11 protein-coding genes are annotated in these 20906 nt (G+C 70.9%); 5 read left to right on the top strand and 6 right to left on the bottom strand.

All coding sequences use genetic code 11. The features are described from left to right. Positions 1-86 precede the first annotated feature (86 nt). The 3 genes from HMPREF9710_RS02490 (at position 87) to HMPREF9710_RS02480 (ending at position 10801) form a co-directional block, all read left to right on the top strand. Positions 87-1628 carry an aminotransferase class V-fold PLP-dependent enzyme gene (locus HMPREF9710_RS02490; RefSeq protein ID WP_005663595.1) on the top strand — a complete coding sequence of 514 codons (1542 nt, stop codon included), beginning with the start codon at positions 87-89 and terminating at the stop codon, positions 1626-1628. A 190-nt stretch (positions 1629-1818) separates the two neighbouring features. After that, positions 1819-9921 (top strand): GH36-type glycosyl hydrolase domain-containing protein, encoded by an 8103-nt coding sequence (locus HMPREF9710_RS02485; RefSeq protein WP_005663593.1) that lies wholly within the window; start codon positions 1819-1821, stop codon positions 9919-9921. 10 nt (positions 9922-9931) lie between these two features. Beyond that, the gene (locus HMPREF9710_RS02480) at positions 9932-10801 is read left to right on the top strand and encodes a hypothetical protein (protein WP_005663592.1); all 870 of its coding nucleotides are present in this window, start codon (positions 9932-9934) and stop codon (positions 10799-10801) included. 9 nt (positions 10802-10810) lie between these two features. On the opposite strand, the gene HMPREF9710_RS02475 is transcribed toward HMPREF9710_RS02480, so the two are convergent. The 4 genes from HMPREF9710_RS02475 to HMPREF9710_RS02460 form a co-directional block, all read right to left on the bottom strand. After that, entirely contained in the window at positions 10811-12280 is a 1470-nt protein-coding gene (locus HMPREF9710_RS02475) for a PDDEXK-like family protein (RefSeq protein ID WP_005663590.1), read from the bottom strand. Between the two features lie 23 nt (positions 12281-12303). Further along, positions 12304-13788, bottom strand: coding sequence for a DUF2779 domain-containing protein (locus HMPREF9710_RS02470; protein ID WP_005663588.1), 1485 nt, complete (start codon positions 13786-13788; stop codon positions 12304-12306). Between the two features lie 40 nt (positions 13789-13828). Continuing rightward, positions 13829-15919, bottom strand: coding sequence for an AAA family ATPase (locus HMPREF9710_RS02465; protein ID WP_005663587.1), 2091 nt, complete (start codon positions 15917-15919; stop codon positions 13829-13831). Positions 15920-15984: 65 nt separating this feature from the next. Then, entirely contained in the window at positions 15985-16521 is a 537-nt protein-coding gene (locus HMPREF9710_RS02460; protein WP_005663586.1) for a hypothetical protein, read from the bottom strand. Positions 16522-16730: 209 nt separating this feature from the next. Here HMPREF9710_RS02460 and HMPREF9710_RS02455 point away from each other — a divergent pair, with 209 nt between their 5' ends. Together HMPREF9710_RS02455 and HMPREF9710_RS02450 are read left to right on the top strand one after the other, a co-directional pair. Further along, complete coding sequence (locus HMPREF9710_RS02455) at positions 16731-17144, top strand: hypothetical protein (protein WP_005663584.1); 414 nt, start codon at positions 16731-16733, stop codon at positions 17142-17144. Next, a complete protein-coding gene (locus tag HMPREF9710_RS02450; RefSeq protein ID WP_005663582.1) occupies positions 17144-18151 on the top strand; it encodes a helix-turn-helix transcriptional regulator in 1008 nt (335 codons plus the stop codon). The genes HMPREF9710_RS02455 and HMPREF9710_RS02450 overlap by 1 nt, the downstream gene beginning before the upstream one ends. On the opposite strand, the gene HMPREF9710_RS02445 is transcribed toward HMPREF9710_RS02450, so the two are convergent. Together HMPREF9710_RS02445 and HMPREF9710_RS02440 are read right to left on the bottom strand one after the other, a co-directional pair. After that, entirely contained in the window at positions 18142-19824 is a 1683-nt protein-coding gene (locus tag HMPREF9710_RS02445) for a nuclease-related domain-containing DEAD/DEAH box helicase (protein WP_005663581.1), read from the bottom strand. The genes HMPREF9710_RS02450 and HMPREF9710_RS02445 overlap by 10 nt on opposite strands. Positions 19825-19917: 93 nt before the next feature. Beyond that, positions 19918-20901 carry a LacI family DNA-binding transcriptional regulator gene (locus HMPREF9710_RS02440; protein WP_005663580.1) on the bottom strand — a complete coding sequence of 328 codons (984 nt, stop codon included), beginning with the start codon at positions 20899-20901 and terminating at the stop codon, positions 19918-19920. Between the last annotated feature and the right edge of the window lie 5 nt (positions 20902-20906).

The following is a 20906-nucleotide window of genomic DNA, read 5'->3' as shown; positions in this document are numbered from 1 at the left end:
CGTTTCGATTGGCGTAATTCCGTACCATATTACTGGACAATAACGTGTTGTGCGACACCTTTTTTTATGTCTTTGGCAGCTAATCCATGATCACCGAAATCTACCTCGACGCCAACGCGACTTCGCCGGTGCTGCCTGCCGCCGCCGCTGCCGCCATGGCCGCGCTGCAGGAGTGCTTCGGTAATCCGAGCAGCAGCCATGCGAGCGGCCTGCGCGCCCGGGCGCTGCGCGAGGGCGCGCGCGCCTGCGCACGGCGGGTGCTGGGCGCCCCGAACGGACGGCTGATGTTCAACAGCGGCGCCACCGAAGGCATCCAGACCGCGGCGCTGTCGGCGCTGTGCGCGGTGCGCGAACGGCGCGCGCGCGGCGAAGCATGCGGGGACGTGGTGCTGATTGGCGCCACCGAGCACAAGGCGGTGTCCGAAAGCCTGGCGCACTGGAACCGGCTGCTGGGCACGGGCCTCGAACTGCGCGTGCTGCCGGTCGACGCCGACGGCCGCCATCGCCTGGACGTGCTGCGCGCGCTGGCGCCGCGCCTCGCCTTTGTCTGCACCATGGCCGCCAACAACGAGACCGGCGTGGTGTCCGACCTGGACGGCATCGCGGCGGCGCTGATCGAAACGGCCAGCCCGGCGCTGTGGATGGTCGACTGCGTGCAGGCGCTCGGCAAGCTGCCCTTGAACCTGGGCGCCAGCCGCATCGACTACGCGCCGTTCTCGGGCCACAAGCTGCATGCGCCGAAGGGCATCGGCATGCTGTACGTGCGCGAAGGCGCGCCGTTCACGCCGCTGATCTGCGGCGGCGGCCAGGAAGACAATGGGCGCTCGGGCACCGAGAACATGGCCGGCATCGCGGCGCTGGGCGCGGTGCTGGAAGCGCTGGAGCGCGGCGACACCTTCCATGCCGCCGAGGCGCTGCAAGCCTGCCGCGCGCGCCTGGCCGAGGCCTTGACCCGCGCCTTTCCCGGCATCGTGTTCAACGCGCCGCTGGCGCACACCTTGCCGACCACGCTCAATTTCTCGATCCCGGGCGTCGCCAGCGCCGAGTTGCTCGACCTGTTCGATGCCGCCGGCATGCGCGTCAGCGCCGGCTCGGCCTGCGCCGCGTCGAAGGCGGCGCCGAGCCATGTGCTCGACGCGATGGGCTTGCCGGCCTGGCGCAGCGCGTCGGCGGTGCGCCTGTCGATCGGGCCGCTGCTGGACGACGCCGTGCTGGCGCTGGCCTGCGAACGCATCGCGCGCTGCGGGGCGGCGCTGGCAATGCCGCCGGCGCCGGCGGCGGCGCCCGATGCGGCGCCGCCTGACGCCGCGCTGGACGCCGGCATGGAGCTCGACGCCGTCGCGGCCCGCGGCTGGCTGGCGGCCCATCCCGACGCCATCGTGGTCGACGTGCGCGATGCGCGCGAGCACTGCGTCGCCGGCCAGGTGGAACTGCATGGCCGCACGGCGCTCAACGTGCCGCTGGCGAGCGTGAAGGAACATGCCGCCGCCTGGCTGGGCGCCGAGGCCCGTCCCTTGCTGTTCGTGTGCCGCAGCGGCGCCCGCAGCGCCCGTGCCGCGCGCACCCTGCGCGCGCTGGGCCATCCGCGCGCCTGCTCGCTGGCCGGCGGTTTCGCGCTCGCCGTCTGATGATTCCCCGGCCGCCTGCCGGCTCGGCAGGCGGTGTGTACGCCAGCGCACGGTAACTTTTCGTACCTTTCCCTAGCATGGAGTCAGCCGTGCGCGCCCAGCATCGTTTGTCTGGTTTCTTGCCCTGATTACCTTAGGGTGTCCCGTCCTCCGGCGGTCCGCCGCGCACGCCTCCGTCCCGAGGTTCCCGTTGAAAGTTGAGAACGACAAGATGCCCGCGGGGCAGCATGCGCCACATGGCGCCGCCGCCGCCGCCTCCGTGCCGCTGCTGGCCGCGAATGCGGAGGGCATCGTTCGTTCCTGCGAAACGCTCGACCGCGCCATGCGCGCCGGGATCGACCTGCCTCCCGCCGGCGCGCGCCTGCTCGACGGCTACCACCTGCTCGACACCCAGCTGCGGCTGGCGCGCGCGCAATCGCGGCAGATCGCCGCCCAGGACGGCGCCGCGCGCGCCTGGGGCCTGGCGCTCGATACGGTGGCGCGCGCCGACGGCGTCGTCGACATCGAAGAACTGGCGCGCGTCCTCACCGCGGGCCAGGAACACGCGCCGTTGCGCGTCGCAGAACTCGATGCGCTGCCCGCGCTGCTGCGTCTCGCGCTGATCGACCGGCTGGCCGCGCTGGCCGCGCGCACCGCGCATGCCTGCGCCGGCCGCGAGCGCGCCGCCGCCTGGGCCGCGCGCTTCCTCGACACCGCCGAGGCCCGCCCGGGCGACCTGGTGCTGCTGTTCGCCGACATGGCGCGCAGCGCAGACGCGGACAACGGCGCTTTCATCGTCGAACTGGCGCGCCGCCTGCAGGGCCGCGGCGCGCCGCTGGCCCAGGTACTGGACTGGATCGATGCGCGCCTGGCCGATGGCCAGGGCAGCATCGCCGGGCTGACGCAGGACGAGAGGAGCAGCCAGGCGCAGGACGCCGTCGCCGCCGGCAACGCCCTGGCCAGCCTGCGCGCGCTGGGCGGCGTCGACTGGCGCGCCTTCGCCGAGCGCCTGGGCGTGGTCGACGCGCTGCTGCGCGACGATCCTGACGGCAGTTATGCGCGCATGGACGGCGCCACGCGCGACCGCTACCGCCACACGGTCGCGCGCCTGGCGCATTCCCTCGGCGTGAGCGAAGCCGCGGTGGCGCAAGAAGCGATCGCGCTGGCCGGCGTCCATCGCGCGCCGGGCGAGGGCGGGCTCGATATGCGCATCCGCCACGTGGGCCACTACCTGGCCGGCCCTGGCCTGGCGACGCTCGAGGCCAGGCTGCGCGGACGGCGCGGATGGGCGCCGCGCGTTCGCGCCGCATTGCAGGGCGCTTCCCCCGGCATGCAGACGGGCGCCACGGCGGCGCTGGCCCTGCTGTTCACGGGCGCGGGCCTGGTCCATGCCTGGCAGGGCGGGGCCGGGTCGCTGCTGCTGGTCCTGATGGGCATCCTGGCGCTGCCGGTTGCCGGCGCCCTGGCGCGCACCCTGATGGGCATGGCCGGGCGCTGGCTGGTCCGGCCCCAGGCCACGCCGCGCATCGATGTGGCGGCCGGCATTCCTGACGATGCACGCACGCTGGTGGCCGTGTCGGCGCAGCCGGCCGACGCCGCGCAGCTCGCGGCGCTGTGCGAAGACCTCGAAGTGCGCTACCTCGGCAACCGCGATCCGCGCCTGCGCTTCTGCCTGCTGCTCGACCTGCCCGACGCGCCTGAAGCGACGCTGCCTCTGGACGCCGCCCTGTTGGCCCAGGCGGGCGCCGCGATCGAGGCGCTCAACCGCAAGCACGGCGGCGAACGAGACGGCCCCTTCATGCTGCTGGCGCGTGCGCGCGCCTGGAGCGAAGACCAGCAGGCCTGGATCGGCCGCGAACGGCGGCGCGGCCAGCTGACCGACCTGAATGCCTGGCTGTGCGGCATGCGCGACCGCTTCGCGCACGCGGCCGGCAATCTCGGCGCCGCGGCCGAGATGCGCTATGTGATCGCGCTCGACGCCGATACCGGCCTGCCGCGCGACGCCGCGCGCGGCCTGGTGGCGGCGATGGCGCACCCGCTGCACCGGGCGCTGCAGGACGAAGCGGGGCGGGTGCTGGAAGGCCATGCCATGCTGCTGCCGCAAATCACGACCGCCTTGCCGGGCCGGGACGCCGTGCGCTACCAGCGCCTGTGGCCCGACGGTGGCCACGGCTGGGCCGCGATCTATGACGTCGATGCCTGGCGCCGCGCGATGGGTCTCGAGCTGCGCGACGAGGGGCGGGCGCAACCCGGCGCGGTCGAGGAAGACCGCCTGCGCGCCGCGCGCGTGAGCGACCTGCGGCTGGATGCCGCGCATCCGGGCAGTTATGGCGAACACGCGCTGCGCCGCCATCGCGCCTTGCGCGCCGCCTGGCAGGAAGCGCGCCGCCTCGGGCGCGGCGCCGAGCGCCTGCGCGCCGCGCGGGTGCGCCGGCGCCTGTTCGACGCATTGGCCGGGAGCCTGGCCGCGCCGGCGTCGATCGCGCTGCTCGTGTTGTGCTGGAGCCTGCTGGCCGCGCCCGTGTTCTGGACCGTGGCCATCCTGGCGCCGCTCTGGCTGCCGGCGCTGCTCGACATGCTGGCCACGCTGGCCGGCCGCGCGGTCGACGCGCCGCTGCGCCAGCACCTGGACGCCTGGACGCGCGGCGCGCGCGCGGCCCTGGTGCGCGCCGCGCTGGCGCTAGCCTTCCTGCCGCACCGGGCCTGGCTTGACGCCGACGCGGTCGTGCGCGGCCTGTGGCGGCGCGACGTGAGCCGCCGCAAGCTGCTCGAGCTGCGTCCTCCAGCGCTGGCGCGACCCAGCAGCGCGCTGGAGAACAACTGGCGCACGATGTGGTTCGCGCCGTTGCTGGCGGTCGGCGTCGCGGTGCTCCTGACCTTCGCCAACCCCTACGCCCTGTTCGCGACCGCGCCGCTGCTGCTGGTGTGGTTCCTGTCGCCGGTGCTGGCCTGGTGGGTCAGCCAGCCGGCGCGGCGCGGCATGCGCCTGGCGAAGGGGCAGACGCTGTTCCTGCGCACGCTGGCGCGCCGCAGCTGGGCCTTCTTCGAACAGCACGGCGCGGGCCGGCACGGCCTGGCGCCGGAAGCCGTGTTCGACCATTCCGAACCGACCGTCGACGAGCGCGTGTCGCCCGCCGGCATGGGCGCGACCCTGCTGGCGACCCTGAGCGCGCGCGACTTCGGCTATCTGCCGCTGGGCGGCCTGCTCGCGCGCAGCGAGCAGGCGTTGGCGTCGATGGCCTTGCTGGAGCGCTGGCATGGCCACCCCTTCCAATGGTATGACGGCGTCACGCTCGCTCCGCTCGAACCGGCCCGTGTCGACACCGCGGCCAGCGGGGGCCTGGCGCTGGCGCTGCGCACCTTCGCCGCCGGCCTCGATGAAGTGCCGGACCGGCCGATCGTTGACGCCGCCGCGCTGGACGGCATCCGCGTCACGCTATTGGTGGTGCGCGAGCATGCGCCGCCCGGCCTGCTGCCGGCGCTGGACGCGCTGGGCGACGCGCTGGCGCCGGGCCGCTGCCGCGCCACCGATACCCTGCCGGGCCTGGCCGACTGCCTGCGCACGGTCGCGGCCAGGGCGGCCGAGCTGGACGCCGGCCTGCCGGAAAAAGCAAACCCCGCCGACCCCGCGCTGCGCGCCTGGACGGCGCGCCTGGCGCGGCAATGCGCGGCGCAGCTGGACGACCTGCATGCGCTCACGCCCTGGACCCGCGCGGCGCAGGAATACGTGCTCGATGCCGGCCTGACCCGCATCCCGACCTTGCGCGAGCTGGCCGCGCTCGAACCGCCAGGCGACAACGAGGGCCTGGCCCAGCTGGTCGCACAGGGGCGCGACTGCGCGCGCGAACGCATGGAGAGCATCGCGCGCCTGGCCGCGCAGGCGCGGGACGCGGCGCGCGTGGATTTCGGCGCGCTGGTCGACCCGTCCACCGGCCTGCTGGCCACGGGCTGTCAAGTGCGCGAGGGACGCGGGGGGCGCCTGGACGGCGACAGCTGCGACCTGCTGGCGTCCGAGGCGCGCATGGCCAGCTTCGCCGCCGTCGCCCAGGACCAGCTGCCGCAGCAGCACTGGTGGTCGCTCGGCCGTCCCTTGCGCATGACGGGGGCAGGCGCGCTGCTGCTGTCGCGCGCGGGCGCGCTGGCGGACTATCTGGCGCCGCAGCTCGTGATGCCGTCGTGGCGCGACACCTTGCTGGACGACGCCGGCCGGGCTGTGGCGCGCCTGCAGGCGGCCCACGCCAAGGGCCGCGGGCTGCTGTGGGGCTATACGGAATCGGGCTGCAACGCGGTCGACGCGGCGGCGCGCTACCGCATCGGGCGCTTCGGCATCGACGCCGCGGCCCTGCGGCGGAGGGCGGCCGACGACCTGGTCGCCGCGCCCCATGGCGTGGCGCTGGCGCTCAGCGCGGCGCCGGCGCTGGCGGCGGCCAACCTGCGCCGCATGGCGGAGCAAGGCCTGCTGGGCGAGACCGGCTTCCACGAGGCGCTCGATTATGCGCCAGCGCGCCTGCCGCAAGGCGAACGCCAGGCGGTGGTGCGGGCCCAGCTCGCGCGCCACCAGGCCACGATCCTGCTGGCGCTGGCGCGCCACCTGCAGGGCGAACCGATGCAGCGCCGCTTCGCGCGCGATCCCGAACTGCGCGCCGCGCTCGGCCTGCTGCAAGAGGCGGCGCCGGCGGCCGGCGCCGAGCCGCCCCTGCGCATCGATGCCGGCGTGGCGCTCGACGGCGTCGCGGCGGCCCGCCCCTACGCGCGCGTGCTCCAGCCGGACGCTTCGCCGCTGCCGGAAGTCCAGCTGCTGTCGAACGGCCGCTATCACGTGGTCGTCGACAGCGCGGGCGCCGGCGCCAGCTGCTGGGAGGGAACCGTACTGACGCGAGTAGGGGCCGGCGAGAGCGGCCCGGCGCTTCACGTGCGCGACACGGCATCCGGCGCCACCTGGGCCAACGTCCTGCTGCCCGGCGCGCCGGCGCCCGACGAGGTCGAGGCGGTGCTGGCCGAAGGGCGGGCCAGCCTGCGCCGCATGGACCACGGCATCGAGATGCGCACTGACGCGGTGGTGGCCCCGGGCGACGACGTCGAGCTGCGCCGCATCCGCATCGTCAATCGCGCGTCTGAGACGCTCACCCTGGAGCTGACCGGCTGCGTGGCGCTGGCCGGGCCGCCGCTGGAAGAAGGCGGCCGCAGCAGCATCCGCATCGAGTTCGACGCGAGCGCCGACAGCCTGCTGTGCTTGACCGCACCAAGCGCGCCCGTGCTCGTGCATCGCATGACGGTGCGCGAGACGGCGGGGCAGCCGAGCGTGGAAACGAATCGCGCGCGCTTCATCGGGCGCGGCCATGAGCTGTGCCGGCCGCAGGCGGTGAGCCAGGGCGGCGCGCTGCCCGGCCTGGACCCGGAGCCCGACGAGGCGCTGCTGGCGCTGCGGCGCAGCGTGACCCTGGCGCCGCAGCAGGAGATCACGGTCGACCTGGTGCTCGGCGCCGCCTCCAGCCGCGCGCTGGCGCGCGAGCTGGCGGCGCGCTATGGGGTCGCTCACGAGGTCGACCACGCGATCGAGGCCGCCTGGACCCTGGCCCAGGCCGAGCTGCGCCGCGCCGAGATCGGCGAAGCCGACGCCCAGCTGATCAACCGCCTGGCCGGCTGCCTGCTGCAGCCCGCGCCGGCGCTGCGCGCCGATCCCGCCGTCATCGCGCGCAATCTGCGCGGGCGGGCCGACTTGCAGGCGTATGGCGTCACGGGCGACTTGCCGCTGCTGTTGCTGCAACTGGGCGAGGGGCCGGACACCGGCCTCGCGCGCCAGCTGCTGCAGGCCCACGGTTATTGGCGCGGCCACGGCCTGGCGGTCGACTTGCTGGTCCTGTGCGACAGCCGCGCGGCGCGCGAAGCCCTGATGCACCTGGCGGCGCCGCTGGTCGATCCGTCCAGCTTCGACCAGCCCGGCGGACTGCACCTGCACCTGAAGGAAGACGTGCCGCATGAAGACCGCATCCTGCTGCGCTCCGCCGCCAGCGTGCTGCTCTCCGGGGAGCGCGGCGACCTGGCCGACCAGCTGCGCCGCGCCGAGCGCGCGGGCAGCGCGGCGGCGGCGCCGTTCGTCGCCGCCACGCCGGCGCAGGCATGGACCGCGGCGAATCCGCCTTCGCCCGCGACCGAGGCCTTGCCGGACGGCCGCGAGGTCGTGGTGCGCAGCGGCGCCGGCATCGCCGCGCCTGCGGCGCCGTGGATCAACCTGCTGGCCAACGACGCCTTCGGCAGCATCGTCTCGGAGCGCGGCCATGCCGTCAGCTGGAGCGGCGAGCGCGCCACGCGCTTGACCGCAGGGGGAGAAGACGAAGTCGCGCCGCAGGGCGGCGAAGCCTTTTACCTGCGCGACGAAGACAGTGGCGCCGTCTGGTCGCCGACGCCGTGGCCGGCGCCGTCGCCAGAAACGTACACGACACGCCATGGCATCGGCTACAGCATATTCGAACACCGTGCCCACGGCATCCATTCCGAGCTGCGCTGCTTCGTGGCCCAGGACGCGCCGCTCAAGTACAGCGTGCTGCGCCTGCGCAACGACAGCGACGCGCCGCGCCGCCTGAGCGCGACGGGGTATGTGGAATGGCTGCTGGACGAGCGCCACGCGGCGCCCGGCCTGCAGGTGGTGACCGGGCGCGATCTCGCCAGCGGCGCGCTGTTGGCGCGCAACGTCTTCGGCGCGGGTTTCCATGACAAGGTCGCATTCTTCCACGTCGACGCCGAGCAGGTCGCCGTGACCTGCGACCGCCAGGAATTCATCGGCCGTTCCGGCGCCATCGCACGCCCGGTGGCGCTGGGGCGTGCCGGGCTGTCGGGCATCGCCGGCGCCGGCTTCGACCCTTGCGCGGCGCTGCAGGTCGGCGTCACCCTGGCGCCGGGGGCCGAGTGCGAACTGGTGTTCGTGCTGGGCGTGGCCGGTCCCGGCAGCCTGGACGCCAGTGCGGTCGTGCAGCGCCATGGCACGGCGCAGGCCGCCGCCGCCGCATGGCAGCGCCTGCGCGACTGGTGGGACCACACGCTCGGCGCCGTCACCGCATGCACGCCGGAACCCGGCTTCGACCTGCGCGTGAACAGCTGGTTGCCGTATCAGGCGATCGGCGCCATGATGGGCGAGAACGATCCGGCTGCGCGCCTGCAGTCGGCCCTGGCCTGCGTCCACGCCCGCCCCGAGCTGCTGCGCGAAGCCTTGTTGCGCGCCGCGCCCGCGTTCACGACGGGGGCTCATGTCGAGGACTTCCTGTGGCTGCCGTACGCGCTGACGCGCTATCTCGCGGTGACGGACGACCATGCGCTGCTGGCCGTGCGCCTGTCGGAGCGTGACGATCTGTACCAGCACTGCGTGCACGGCCTGCGCGGTTGCCTGCGCTTCGGGCCGCGCGGCCTGCCGCCGGCGGCGGGGCGCCTGCATGAGGAAGGGGTGGCCGGTCGCGTCGAGAGCGTGCGCCTGGGCTTCTTCATGGTGGCCGTGCTGCAGCGCTTCGCCGAGGTGGCCGACCGGCGCGGCGACTTCGGTTTCGCCACCACCTGCCGCGGCGCGGCGCTGGCGCTGGGCGCGCAGTGCGAGGAGCACGGCTGGGACGGCGACTGGTACCGCTGGACCTGGCTGGACAGCAGCACAGCCCTCGGCTCGATCGCCAATGCGGCCTGCCGCGTCGAGCTGTCGACCCAGTGCTGGGCGCTGGAGGCCGGGGCGGCGCAAGGCCCGCAGGCGCTGCGCGCGGCGGTGCGGCGCCTGCGCACGGGCGGCGCTCTGCCGCGCTGCGATCCGCCGGTGGATGGCGAATGGAGCGAACGGGTGCCGTCGAGCCCAGGCCAGGACCACCGCGCCACCGCCTGGGCCGCGGCCGGACTCGCACGGCTGGGCGACGCCGGCCACGCATGGCAGCTGGCGCGCATGCTCGACCCGACGGCGCATGACGACGGACCGCCTTACCTGATGAGCGGCGGCCTGCGCACGATCGCCCCGCATGCCGGCCGCGCCATCGGCGGTGTCGCTACTCCTGCGGCGGCGTGGACCTGGTTGCTGTTCGTCGAAGCGCTGCTGGGCCTGGAGCGCCACGGCGATGCGCTGACATTGAGGCCGCGCCTGGCGCCGGGCTGGGAGGGCTTCGGCCTGCGCTACCGTCATCGCGGCGCCTTCTACGAGATCACGGTGCGCGCCACCGAAGGACCCGAAGAAATGCTGCTGGACGGCCAACCCTGTCCGGATTGGACCATCATGCTGCGCGACGACCGGCGTGACCACAAGGTAGAATTGCGGGTTGCGCGCGACCCGAGAGCGCCCGAAGCATAGGATCAAGATCATGAACATCATCACCCGCGCCCTCGGCTGCGGCGCCTGCCTGCTGGCCGCGGGGTTCGCGGCCGGTCCAGCACAGGCGCTCGACTGGAGCGACACCGCCATCAGCTGGCGCTACGGCAGCCGCTTCGCCGAGCCCTTCAATCCGGAACACATCGACAAGCACGTCCTGGCGCTGACCCACGCCAGCGGCTACAAGTACGGCAGCAACTACTTCAACCTGGATTGGCTCAAGTCCGACCGCAACGATCCGCGCTCGCTCGGCGGCAGTTCCGGCGCCGAGGAAGCCTACCTGCTGTATCGCCACACGCTCGACATCGGCGCGCTGAGCGGGCGCGAGCTGCGCTTCGGGAAGGTGAAGGGCGTCGGGCTCACCGCCGGCTTCGACCTGAACACCAAGCGCGACGTCGGCTACAACTCGCGCAAGCGCATGCTGGTGGTCGGGCCGACCCTGATGTGGGACGTGCCGGGCTTCCTCAGCACCAGCATCCTCCTGATCCGCGAAAGCAATGCGCCGAGCGGCGCCTTCGCCCCGATCTCCGACGTGCGCGGGCGCTACAAGTACGAGAACCACCCGATGCTCAACGTCAGCTGGGGCATTCCGCTGAACGAACGCTGGGCCTTCGAGGGCTATGCCAACTTCATCGCCGAGAAGGGGCTGGACGAAACCGGCAACCCGACCGGGGCCGAAACCAATATCGACATGCAGCTGATGTACGACGTCGGCGCCCACTTCGGCCAGAAGAAGAACCGCTTCCGTGTCGGCGTCGAATACCAGTTCTGGAACAACAAGTTCGGCAATACCCGCGCCACGACGGGCGGGCGCGGACAGCGCGCCAGCACGCCGATGATCCGCGCCGAGTATCACTTCTGACGTCTCACATCAAGCCTTGTTGGTGCCGTCATCCTCCTCCAGCAAGGTGCGTTCGATCGTGCGCGCCACGTCGTCGATGCACGTCAGGAGTGCGGGAGAGGTCAGTTCCTCGGCAAGCGTTGCAACGTTCCGGCCCTTGAGCTCCCACTTGAGCAATGAGAAAAACGTGGCCGTGATGGCTGCATGGCGCACAGTGGGAATGCCGGCACCGGCCCTGGTCGAAAAATGGCCATTGAGCGTCTTGCGCAGCCGCGTGATCCAGGCATGGCGATCGATGCCTTCGAGAGGGCCGATGACGAGAAACAGGTTCCAACCGTACTCAGCCTCATCAGTGTCCCTGGACTGCGGACGCTCGGTGACATAGGAACGCAGCTCGAAGAGCACCGCGTGCTTGCCGGATGTCCAGGCGTGTTTCTTGTTCTCTTTCGTCTTTACCGCATATTTCCGGGACAGTTCGGCTAGTGCCGAACCAGCGGGCCATGCCAGGAAGCGCATGATGCTGCGTCCGGAGTCGTCAATGAAGATACTGGGTGTAACAGAGCCGTCGGCAACCTGGTTTGGCCACTTGTTCTTGAACCAGCGCAGGACTTTCGCGCGCTCATCCGAATCGTATCCCGCAAGGAAAGAAAACGCGTTCTTGTAACGATTATAAAGTCCCCAGCTCGAATCCACCGCCTCCAGGCCAAGCCGGCCACCCCACCGGCTGCACGTCGCATCGATGAATTTTTTGGCGTCAGGGTAGTTGTCGACCAGTTCCAGCGCGAGACTGTCGGCGTCGGCATTTGCGGCATCCCCTTCGACCTTGTCGCGCAAGATCGACTTGTAGTGGTCGATGAGCATGGCCGGGCCAGGGCCCAGCGTGTCACAGGACTGCGCGGTCAGTTCCAGGGCTGGATACACGACATTGCTGTAAGTGACGCAGTTCCAGTCTTCGCGCGGCTCTTCTTCATTCACGGTCAAGAACACCAGTACCGAGTTCCCTGCACCAAAACGCGTATGCATCCAGCGCCTGTAACGAGGAAGTTGTCCATCCCCTTCCCTGGCATTGACCTTGTTTTCAATGGCGATGACAACCTCGCCGCCGCCACGGCGTGGGATCTGCAGAACGATGTCCAGGCGGCCGCTGTCGGCGCTGGACCCCGCTCCGTCAGTGGTTTCTATCGAAAGCTCATCCCTTCCACCTTTGAATGAAATTTCGGGAGTGACACGGGCCAGGTCGAGATCCAGTTGGTGAACTTCACGCAGCAGGCCTCCTCCCGCGTCAGCGCCAAGTTGCACGCTGAGCTGCAACAGGAAATTGCGCAGGAAGGCGTTGCCCAATCCGTGTGTTCCATAGGGGTCGAGCATGTGCGCCAGAAAGCGGGTATGGCGTATTTCGTACTCACGCACGTTCAGTACGTCGAAGATATTGAAGGCATTGAGCTGACGGTCGAGTTCGAGGAAAGACTTGTCGACCAACAGATTCTGAATCGTGGACATTTGTACCTTTTGAAAGTGGTTGTTTATTTTCCGGCGAAGTAGCGCCACAGCCGCACCATGGCCAAGGTATCGAGTTCGCAGTAAGCGAGTAACTGCGTCTCGATCGCGCGCTTGCGCTCCGGCGCCGTGCCGACCGCGATCGCCTCCAGGTAGGCCTGCATTGCGGCGCCGCCGTCCTGCACGCCCTCGAGGTCGTCGTAGCGCAGGTCGGGCGCGACCGCCGGCAGCACCTTCTTGATGCTCCAGCTGCCCTCTTGCGACGGGTGGTAGTAGCGCTCGCGCGCCACCGGCAGCAGGTCGACCACGCGTGCATTGATCGCCAGCAGCGCATCGTGCAGTGGCGGGAAGCGCTCGGCCAGTTCCTGGATGCGCGACTTCTCGAAGCTGGCGTTGTACACGAACACGGGGCCGTGCCCGCCGCAGGCCGCGATCAGTGCGACGGCGAAGGCGTGCGACGGATCGTCGCCAGAGAGGTCGAGGAAGGCGGCGTGTTCGATCCCGCCCTCGCTGTCCAGCCGGTGCACGCTGAACTGGAAGGGGATCATCTGGAACGGCCGCGTGCCTTGCCAGACCGGCACCGCGAAGGCGATGGTCTCGAAGTCGAGGAAATACCCCGGCAGCGGATGCGGCGCCAGGTCGGCGGCGGCGCCCGCGGCATCGAAATAGGCCTGTCCCGAGATGGTGTGCTGCTTCACGCGCAACTGCTTGTCGCTCAGCAGTGCATCCGGGATATCGCGCATGTCCAGCGCGCCATCGTCCACGCATTGCCTGGCCGCCTTGCTGCGCAGCTGCGGCAGCCAGGCGACCGGGAAATCGGCCTGCGGCATGCCGCTGGCGCAATGGGCGGTAAAGCCGCAATCGTAGGGGCTCGCGCAATGCTTGCCGGGCTGTATATCGGGTTCGTCGACCGAGGCGGCCACGGCGCGCGCCCCGGCCACCCAGGCCGCGACTTCGTCCGCGCGGCCGAAGGCTTCCTGGGTCAGGTCTTCCTCGACCAGCAGGCCGCGGTAGTCGCCGCCTCCCGGATAGACCCAGCTGCTGTCGATATGGGCCAGCGCGATGCCTTCCAGGGCCACGCCGGCGTCCAGCGCCATCCGCGCCTGGATCGCGGCGTCGTCGCGGTGGTAGTCCTTGACCGAGGTCGACGACTTGACCTCGACCATGCGCCAGCGGCGCGGGCCCTGGCCAGGCAAGGGAAGCAGGACGTCGGCGAAGGCCATGGCGCCGCCGGCGACGAAGCCGGCCTCGAAGATCGGCTGGCCTGAATCGAGCAGCGCCAGGCTGCGCGCCAGCGCCGCATCGAAGCCTTCGGTGTGCGGATCGAGCAGGGCGCCCGTGCCGTGCGGGTCGTACAGGCGGCGCGCCAGGTCGCCCACCTGGTGGCCGGCGGCGAAGGCCGCCATGCTCGCCGCATTGTCCACGCGCAGCTCGGGACGGTGCAGCTCGAGCCACAGGCGGCGCTCGCACTGGCGATAGGCCATCAGCCTGGATTTCGAAAAACGTCGCATCGGTTCGCTCCTGGAGAATGGTGAGTATGGCATCGCAGGTTTAGGCCAGGAAGCCGATCGCTGCCTGCCGGCCGCGTTTCCCCGCGGATTCCTGCTCGAGCGCCGTCACCAGTTGCGCGCAGACAACAAAGGGGGCGAAACGGTGGCGCCGCGCCAGGGCGGCGAAGTCGCCCGGGGTCAGCTGCGGCAGACCGCGCAGGCGTTCGGCGTCGCATGCGTCGGGCGGCGCCAGGCCGAGGGCGGCGCACTGGCGTTCCAGCATCAGGAGCGCCTGTTCCGGGCGCAGGTAGCCGAAGCGCAGCTTGAGGTCGAAGCGGCGCAGCGCGGCCGGGTCGATGTCGTCCATCAGATTGGTCGAGGCGATGAACACGCCGCCGAAGGCTTCCATCCGGGTCAGCATCTCGTTCACGCGCGTGACTTCCCACGAGGCGCGCGCGCCTTCGCGGTCGCGCAGGAAGCTGTCGACTTCGTCGATCATCAGGAGCGCGCCTTCGCGCTCGGCCTGGCGGAAGGCCTGGGCGATCGCCTTTTCGCTCTCGCCGACGTATTTCGACATCAGTTCCGAGGCGCTGCGCAGCATCAGCGGCATCTCGAGCTGTTCGGACAGCCAGCGTCCGAAGGCGCTCTTGCCGGTGCCGGGCGGACCGTACAGGCAGATGCGGCCCGAGCGCGCATGCTGCAGGCCCGGCAGCAGCGCCGCCAGCTCGGTGTCGGCATTCAGGATGGCCGGGTCGTAATCGGGCGGCAGCCGGCTGGCGGCGCCGGCATCCAGGCCCGCATGGCCTTGCGCCTCGAGCGAGCGGTTGGCGAGCCAGGCGACGGCGCGCGCGGCGCCTGGCTGGTCGAACTGGTCGCGGATCGTGCGCACCACCGAGGCCACGCGGTCGACCACGGCCGGGGCCAGGGTCTCGACCTGCGCCATGCGCGCCAGGGTCGGGGGATCGACCAGGTCGCCGCAGGCGGCCTGCAGGATGCGTTCGCGCTGGGCGCGCGGCGGCACCTGCACTTCGACCAGCACGTCGAAGCGGCGCAGGAAGGCCGGGTCGATGCCGGCGATCGAGTTCGACAGCCACAGGGTCGGCACCTGGTTCTGTTCCAGCGTGCGGTTGATCCATGCCTTGCGTCGCTGGGCGGTGCTGCGCTGCCCGAACATGCCGTCGTCGGCGAACACGTCCTCGACCTCGTCGAACAGCAGCAGCGCGCGGCGGCGGTCGAAGAAGCTCTGGGCGGCGCGGTAGGCGCGCAGCCGGCGTTCGCCGCCGACCGGGTCGCCGTCCTCGTCTTCGCTGGCCACTTCGAACAGCTCGCAGCCCAGCTCCGCCGCCAGGGCGCGCGCCAGCTCGCTTTTTCCCGTGCCGGGCGCGCCGTAGACGAATACGTTCACGCCCTGGTGGATGCCGTCCCGCGCTACCGTGCGCGCCAGGTAGGGGCGCAGGATGGCCAGTTCCTGTTCCAGGTGGGGAAAGTCGTCCAGCGTCAGGCGCGCCGGGGCGCTCGGCGCCACCGTGTCGCGCAGCAGCGAGATCGGATCGGCGTCGAGGCCGACGACCGAGTCGGCGAAGCGGTTCGACAGCAGGTCGAGCTTGCTGCGCAGCGAGCCGTTGATGGCGCGGTCGACGGTGAGCAGGCCCGAGCGCGCCAGCACGCCGCCCGCGCCCAGCGCGGCGCGCACCTCGTCGGGCTGCAGCTCGAGCAGCGTGGACAGCACGTCGACGATCTTCGCGGCCGACAGGTTGCCCAGCGTCTCGGCGGCGTCGTCGAGGATGCGCTCGTGGTGCAGCATGGTGGCGAATTCGAGGATGCGGCATTCGGCGCCGGACATGCCGACCAGGGCCGCCAGGCGCGCCACGTTGGCGTGCAGGATCGTGGGCACCTTGCGCTCGGCGTCGCGTTCAGCCTCGCGGTGCAGTTCGCGCAGGCGCGCGCGCACCAGCGCCGCATCGAAGTCGCGCTCGTCGTCGATCCAGTCGCCCAGTCCCAGCGCGCGCGCCACGTGATCGTTGGAAAAGCACATCGACCCGACCAGGTCGCGGTGGCCGCCGAGCGGCATCATGATGCGCAAAACCCACAGGGTGACGGCCGGGGCGAGTTCCTGGGGCACGGGGCGGATGCGACGGCGGCGTACGGTCAAATTGGCTCTCCTGGTGATGGGATGACGTCATTGTGCGGCAGGGGTGCGACAGCTTGTGTCGCGCATTACTTGACGCGGGTGAGCCGCGGCGCGGCGCCCAGGGGCCGTGCCGGCAGGCCGGCGCCGGCCAGGCCGCGCCGCTGCGCCATCTCGGCGTAGCGCTTGCGGAATGCGCCCTTCCACGGCGCGACCCCGGTCCCGTCCTGGGCCAGGGCGTCGCGCAGGCCGGCCAGGCGGCCGACCACGAAGGCGCCGAGCCAGTCGCGGCGGCTGGCCACCTGCATCGCCGGTCCGTTGCCGGCCACCGCATCCTGCACCGAACCGGGCCACGGCGCGCGGCTGGCGCTCACCTGGTCGTCGAGCGCGCCGAGGGCCAGGCGCAGGTCGAAGTCGCGGCTGTCGACGCAGGCCAGCAGCGCCGCCAGCTTCAGGTGAGGGGGCAGGGCCGACATGCCGATGAAGGCCAGCAGCGCATCGTGGTGGCGGACCGGGTCCTGTCCGGGCAGGCTTGCGGCCCGCTCGAGGAGGGGATGCCACTGGCGGCGGATGGCGTCGAGGCTGCGGCACCGTTCGAGCGGGAGATACCAGCGCAGGTCGGTCATTGATTCCTTGTCGGCTGTGAAAGACGGAACACAGCATAGGAGACCCCGGCGACAGGATGTGTCGCAGCCGGCCGAGGACATGGCGCGACGCATGCTGTCGCATGCGCATGCCAATCTGCGTCTGCCCGGCCGGTCTTTAATTTCCTGACGGTAATTTATTTGCTAATATCACATCTTGAACGCGCCACGTCGGCGCGGCGAAAGCCACCATGCCTGCACTGATCGAACACATCGACGCCATCGCGCGCCAGAAGGGGCGCGCCGCGCTCTACCTCGAATTCCATCCGCAAGCCGCCGCCGAACGGCGCGCCTACCACCACGAACAAGACCCGATGCGCGCCCAGGTGCTGGCCTGGCTGGACGCCAACGGGGTGCCGTGGCGGCCCTGCGGCCCGCTGGCCAATCCGTCGGTGATGGCGTCCTGGCGCGGCCAGGTCTACCTCGACCTGCCGTGGGACGAGGATCTGCCGGCCTACCGGGTGCTGCGCGACTATCTCGAACTGCCCGACGGCAGCATGCGCCATGCCGGCGTGCGCTTCTACGCCATGCCGCTCGAGCTGGCGATGGAAAACGCGGAGCACGACGAGCCTGGATACTGGCAGCGCTGGGCGGAGGAGTTCTGATGGCGAGCAACCAGCAAGCCCTCCTGCGCCAATGGCATATGCTGCAGCTGGTGCCGCGCGCGCCGCTGTCGATCGAGGCCGGCGAATTGTGCAAGCGACTGGATGCGCTCGAATTCCCGGTCACCAAGCGCACCGTCGAGCGCGACCTGAACGCCTTGTCCGAAGTGTTCCCGCTGGTGTGCGACGACGCCGAGAAACCCTTCAAGTGGAGCTGGCTGCGCGGCGCCCAGCGCTTCGACCTGCCCGGCCTGACGGTACCCGAGGCGCTCACCATGACCCTGGTCGAGCAGCATCTGCGCCACCATCTGCCGCCCAGCACCGCCGAAGCGCTGCAGCCGTATTTCGCATCGGCCGCGCGCACCTTGTCGACCGACGACGATCCGGCGCCGTCCAAGGCGTGGCTGCGCAAGGTGCGCAGCGTGCCGCCGCAGCAACCGCTGATTGCGCCGCGCCTGGACCCCGACTGTCAGCGCACCGTCTACCTGGCGCTGATGGAAGATCGCCAGCTCACGCTGCATTACCGCAAGCGCGACGCCACCGAACTCACGCTCTACGAGACGGTGCATCCGCTGGCGATCGTCCAGCGCGGCGGCATCGTCTACCTGGTCTGCATGTTTGGAGACTACGAGGACGTGCGCACTATCCCGCTGCACCGCATCGTGGCGGCCGAGGCGCGCTACGAGGATGCGCGCAAGAAGATGGGATTCGACCTCGACGCCTACATCGCCTCGGGCCAGTTCGGCGTGATCGCCGGCGAGCCGCTGCGCCTGCGCGCCGTGTTTACACGCGCGGCCGGCGAACACCTGTATGAAACGCCGCTCAGCGAAGACCAGCAGCTCACGGCGCACGGCGATGGACACCTGCGTCTCGCGGCCACGGTGCCGCATACGCGTTCGCTGGTGTGGTGGCTGCTGGGCTTCGGCGACGGCGTGGTGGTCGAGGAGCCGGCCGGCCTGCGCCAGGAGATGGCGGAGACTGCGGCGAGGATGGCGCAGGCTTATGTCTGAGGCGCGGACGCGGCGGGCGTGACGCGCGCCCGCTCATCGCCAGCCGCCTCCTGCAGCGCCGCATACAGGCAGCGCTCGGCCTCGGGCGACAGCACCAGCTCGACCGCCATCTGCGCCCGCGTGAGGGCGACGAACAGCATGCGGCGCGCCTTGTCGTCGAGGGCGTCGAGGTCGAATTCGGTCACCACCACCGCGGGCGCGCTCTGGCCCTTGTAGCGGTACACCGACTCGACCAGCAGCTCGCCCTCGCTCCAGCGCTGCGCGCCGTCGCGCCCGTACTCGCCGGTGAAGCGGCGCGTCAGCCAGGGGCCGATGGTGGCCCGGTTCAGCAATTGCGAGCTGCCGCGCCCGCGGCCGCACACGACCGCGATATCGTCCAGGGCAAAGCCGCGCGCCAGCAGCGCCGCGACCGCCGCCTCGGTCGCCGCCAGCAGCTCCTCGCCGCAGGCATAGCCGCGGATGCCCGGCACCTCGCCGGCGTAGGGATTCATGCTGCGCACCGGCGGGCGCACCAGGTCGAGCGCATTGATCATGTCGCACAGGATGCGCGGGGTGCGGAAGTTGTCGCTGCAGCGGATCACGACCGCCTCGTCCAGCTCGAAGCCTTCCTTGCCGTACAGGCGCTGCGCCTCGTCCTCCAGCACGTACAGGCGTCCGTTCTTGCGCAGCTGGCCGCCCAGGCTGGCCACCCACTCGGCGCTGAAGTCCTGGGCTTCGTCGATGACCAGCAGGTCGAAGCGCGCCGCGACGCCGTCACTGTCGTCCAGGTAGGCCTGGGCCATGCGCTCGAAGCCCTCGGGCGAGAACTCCGGCTCGCCGTGATGGCGACGGTAATGCTCGACGCACAGCTCGTGATAGTTGACGACCTCGCTCGATGGCGGCGCCAGCACGCGCACGTGGTCGGCCAGGCTCCGGTTGTAGCAGACGTAGAGCGCGTCCAGGCGCGCGGCGCGCGCATCCTCCAGCAGCTGCAGGGCCAGCTGGGTCTTGCCGGAGCCGGCCGTCGCCTGGACCCGCACGATCCCGGATGCCGCCTCGACCCGCGGCACCCAGGTCGCCAGTCCGTCCGACAGCCGGCGCACCGTGCCCTGCAGCTGGTCGCGCAGCACGTCCAGCACCGGCATCACCTGGAACTGGTTGAGCAGCAGGCGGCGCAGCGCCTCGCGATCGACCTCGCGCGGGGTCGGCGCCAGCCAGTCGCACACCGAACCGATCATGCGGTCATAGCCGTGGGCGTCGATGATGCGCTCGCGCGGGATCGCCGAGACCTGGCCGTCGCCCAGCGCATAGTCGGGCAGCACCAGGCAGCTGATGAGTTCCGGATGGATGCCGGCCTGCTGCAGGCGGTTCTGCATCGCGCCGCGCTGCACCGTGGTCTGGCGCGCCACATCGCATTCGCGCTTGCCGTACAGCTTGTAGATGCCGCCTGCGCGCAGCACGACGTCGCCGGCCTTCACTTCCATCAGCAGCAGGTTGCCGTTCGGCGCCAGCACCACGATGTCGATTTCGCCGTAGCGGTCGCGCCCATGATGGAGCGTGTGCAGCGTTACGCTGTGGAAGACCTCGAAGCCGGCCGGCAGATGGTCGCGCAAGCGCTCGAGGACCTCGAGTTCGCGGTAAAGTCCGGCATCGGTGCGCAGTGGCGGGAGCAGGTGGGGCGACAGGGTGGCCATGGCGGGAGCAATCGTCAGAAGTTGTCTATTATTAAGCAACCAGCCGGATGACACCATGGCCTGTCGTTTTTTTGCCCCAGCCGGAACGGCAAGTCAGTCGTCGTTGCTGCTTTCGCGCACCACCAGCTGGACCGCGAGCGTCTGTTCCAGGCTGGCGCTGTCCACCCTTTCCAGCAGCGAATCGACGCCCATCCGTCCCAGCAAATCCTTGTCGATCTGGATGCTGGTCAGCGGCGGGATCGCGCTGGAGGCGGCGCTGATGTCGTCGAAGCCGACGATCGCGATGTCGTGCGGGATCTTCAGGCCGCGCTCCAGGCAGTGGCGCATGGCGGCCAGCGCCGTGCTGTCGTTGTAGCAGAACAGCGCGTCCGGCCGCGGCTCGCGCGCCAGCAGGGCGTCGACCGCCTGGCGCACGTTGTCGAGGCTGTTGCCGATGCTGGGCAGCTGGACCTCGAGGTCGGGATTGGCCAGCATGCGCGCCTCGAACAAGGCCTTGCGAAAGCCGCGGTAGCGTTCCAGGATGCTGTGGTGGGCCAGCGGGCCGGTGAGCATGGCGATGCGGCGCCGGCCCTGCCGGATCAGGTGGCGCGTTGCCAGGTAGCCGCCCAGCGCATGGTCGGGATTGACCGAGCGGTAGCCGGGCAGGCGCATGTCGAGCAGCACCAGGGGCTTGCCGGTGTCGCGCAGCGCCGCCACCAGTTCGGGCTCGAAGAAGCCGGCGCACAGCAGGGCGTCGGGCTGGTGCAGGCGCACCAGGTCGAGCACCGGCTCGGCCGGGCCCACCACCACGAACGACAGCGCGATGCCGCGCTTGCGGCAGGCATCCTCGGCGCCATGCAGCACCGGCAGGTAGAACGGGCTGGCCGACTGCGTGTTGTGCTGGCGGTGCAGCAAGAAGGCGATGCGGCGCACGTCGCCCTCGCGCAGCTTGGCGAAGTCGTAGCCCATCTCGCGCGCCACCGCGCAGATGCGTTCGCGCGTCTTGTCGGTCAGGCCGTCCTGGTTCTTCAGCGCGCGCGAGACCGTGCCGATCGAGTAGCCGGTGGCGCGGGCAATGTCGCGGATCGTGACGGCCATGGCGC

It is taken from the genome of Massilia timonae CCUG 45783 (assembly GCF_000315425.1).
Taxonomy (GTDB): Bacteria; Pseudomonadota; Gammaproteobacteria; order Burkholderiales; family Burkholderiaceae_D; genus Telluria; species Telluria timonae.
The sequence above is the reverse complement of the archived record's forward strand: the minus strand, read 5'-3'. Positions and strand labels throughout refer to the sequence as shown.

Bases quoted from the DNA above. Each gene is read 5' to 3' on its own strand.
- HMPREF9710_RS02470 (WP_005663588.1), bottom strand. From the start codon at position 13,788: ATGCGACGTTTTTCGAAATCCAGGCTGATGGCCTATCGCCAGTGCGAG.
- HMPREF9710_RS02480 (WP_005663592.1), top strand. From the start codon at position 9,932: ATGAACATCATCACCCGCGCCCTCGGCTGCGGCGCCTGCCTGCTGGCC.
- HMPREF9710_RS02450 (WP_005663582.1), top strand. From the start codon at position 17,144: ATGGCGAGCAACCAGCAAGCCCTCCTGCGCCAATGGCATATGCTGCAG.
- HMPREF9710_RS02455 (WP_005663584.1), top strand. From the start codon at position 16,731: ATGCCTGCACTGATCGAACACATCGACGCCATCGCGCGCCAGAAGGGG.
- HMPREF9710_RS02475 (WP_005663590.1), bottom strand. From the start codon at position 12,280: ATGTCCACGATTCAGAATCTGTTGGTCGACAAGTCTTTCCTCGAACTC.
- HMPREF9710_RS02460 (WP_005663586.1), bottom strand. From the start codon at position 16,521: ATGACCGACCTGCGCTGGTATCTCCCGCTCGAACGGTGCCGCAGCCTC.
- HMPREF9710_RS02490 (WP_005663595.1), top strand. From the start codon at position 87: ATGATCACCGAAATCTACCTCGACGCCAACGCGACTTCGCCGGTGCTG.
- HMPREF9710_RS02440 (WP_005663580.1), bottom strand. From the start codon at position 20,901: ATGGCCGTCACGATCCGCGACATTGCCCGCGCCACCGGCTACTCGATC.
- HMPREF9710_RS02445 (WP_005663581.1), bottom strand. From the start codon at position 19,824: ATGGCCACCCTGTCGCCCCACCTGCTCCCGCCACTGCGCACCGATGCC.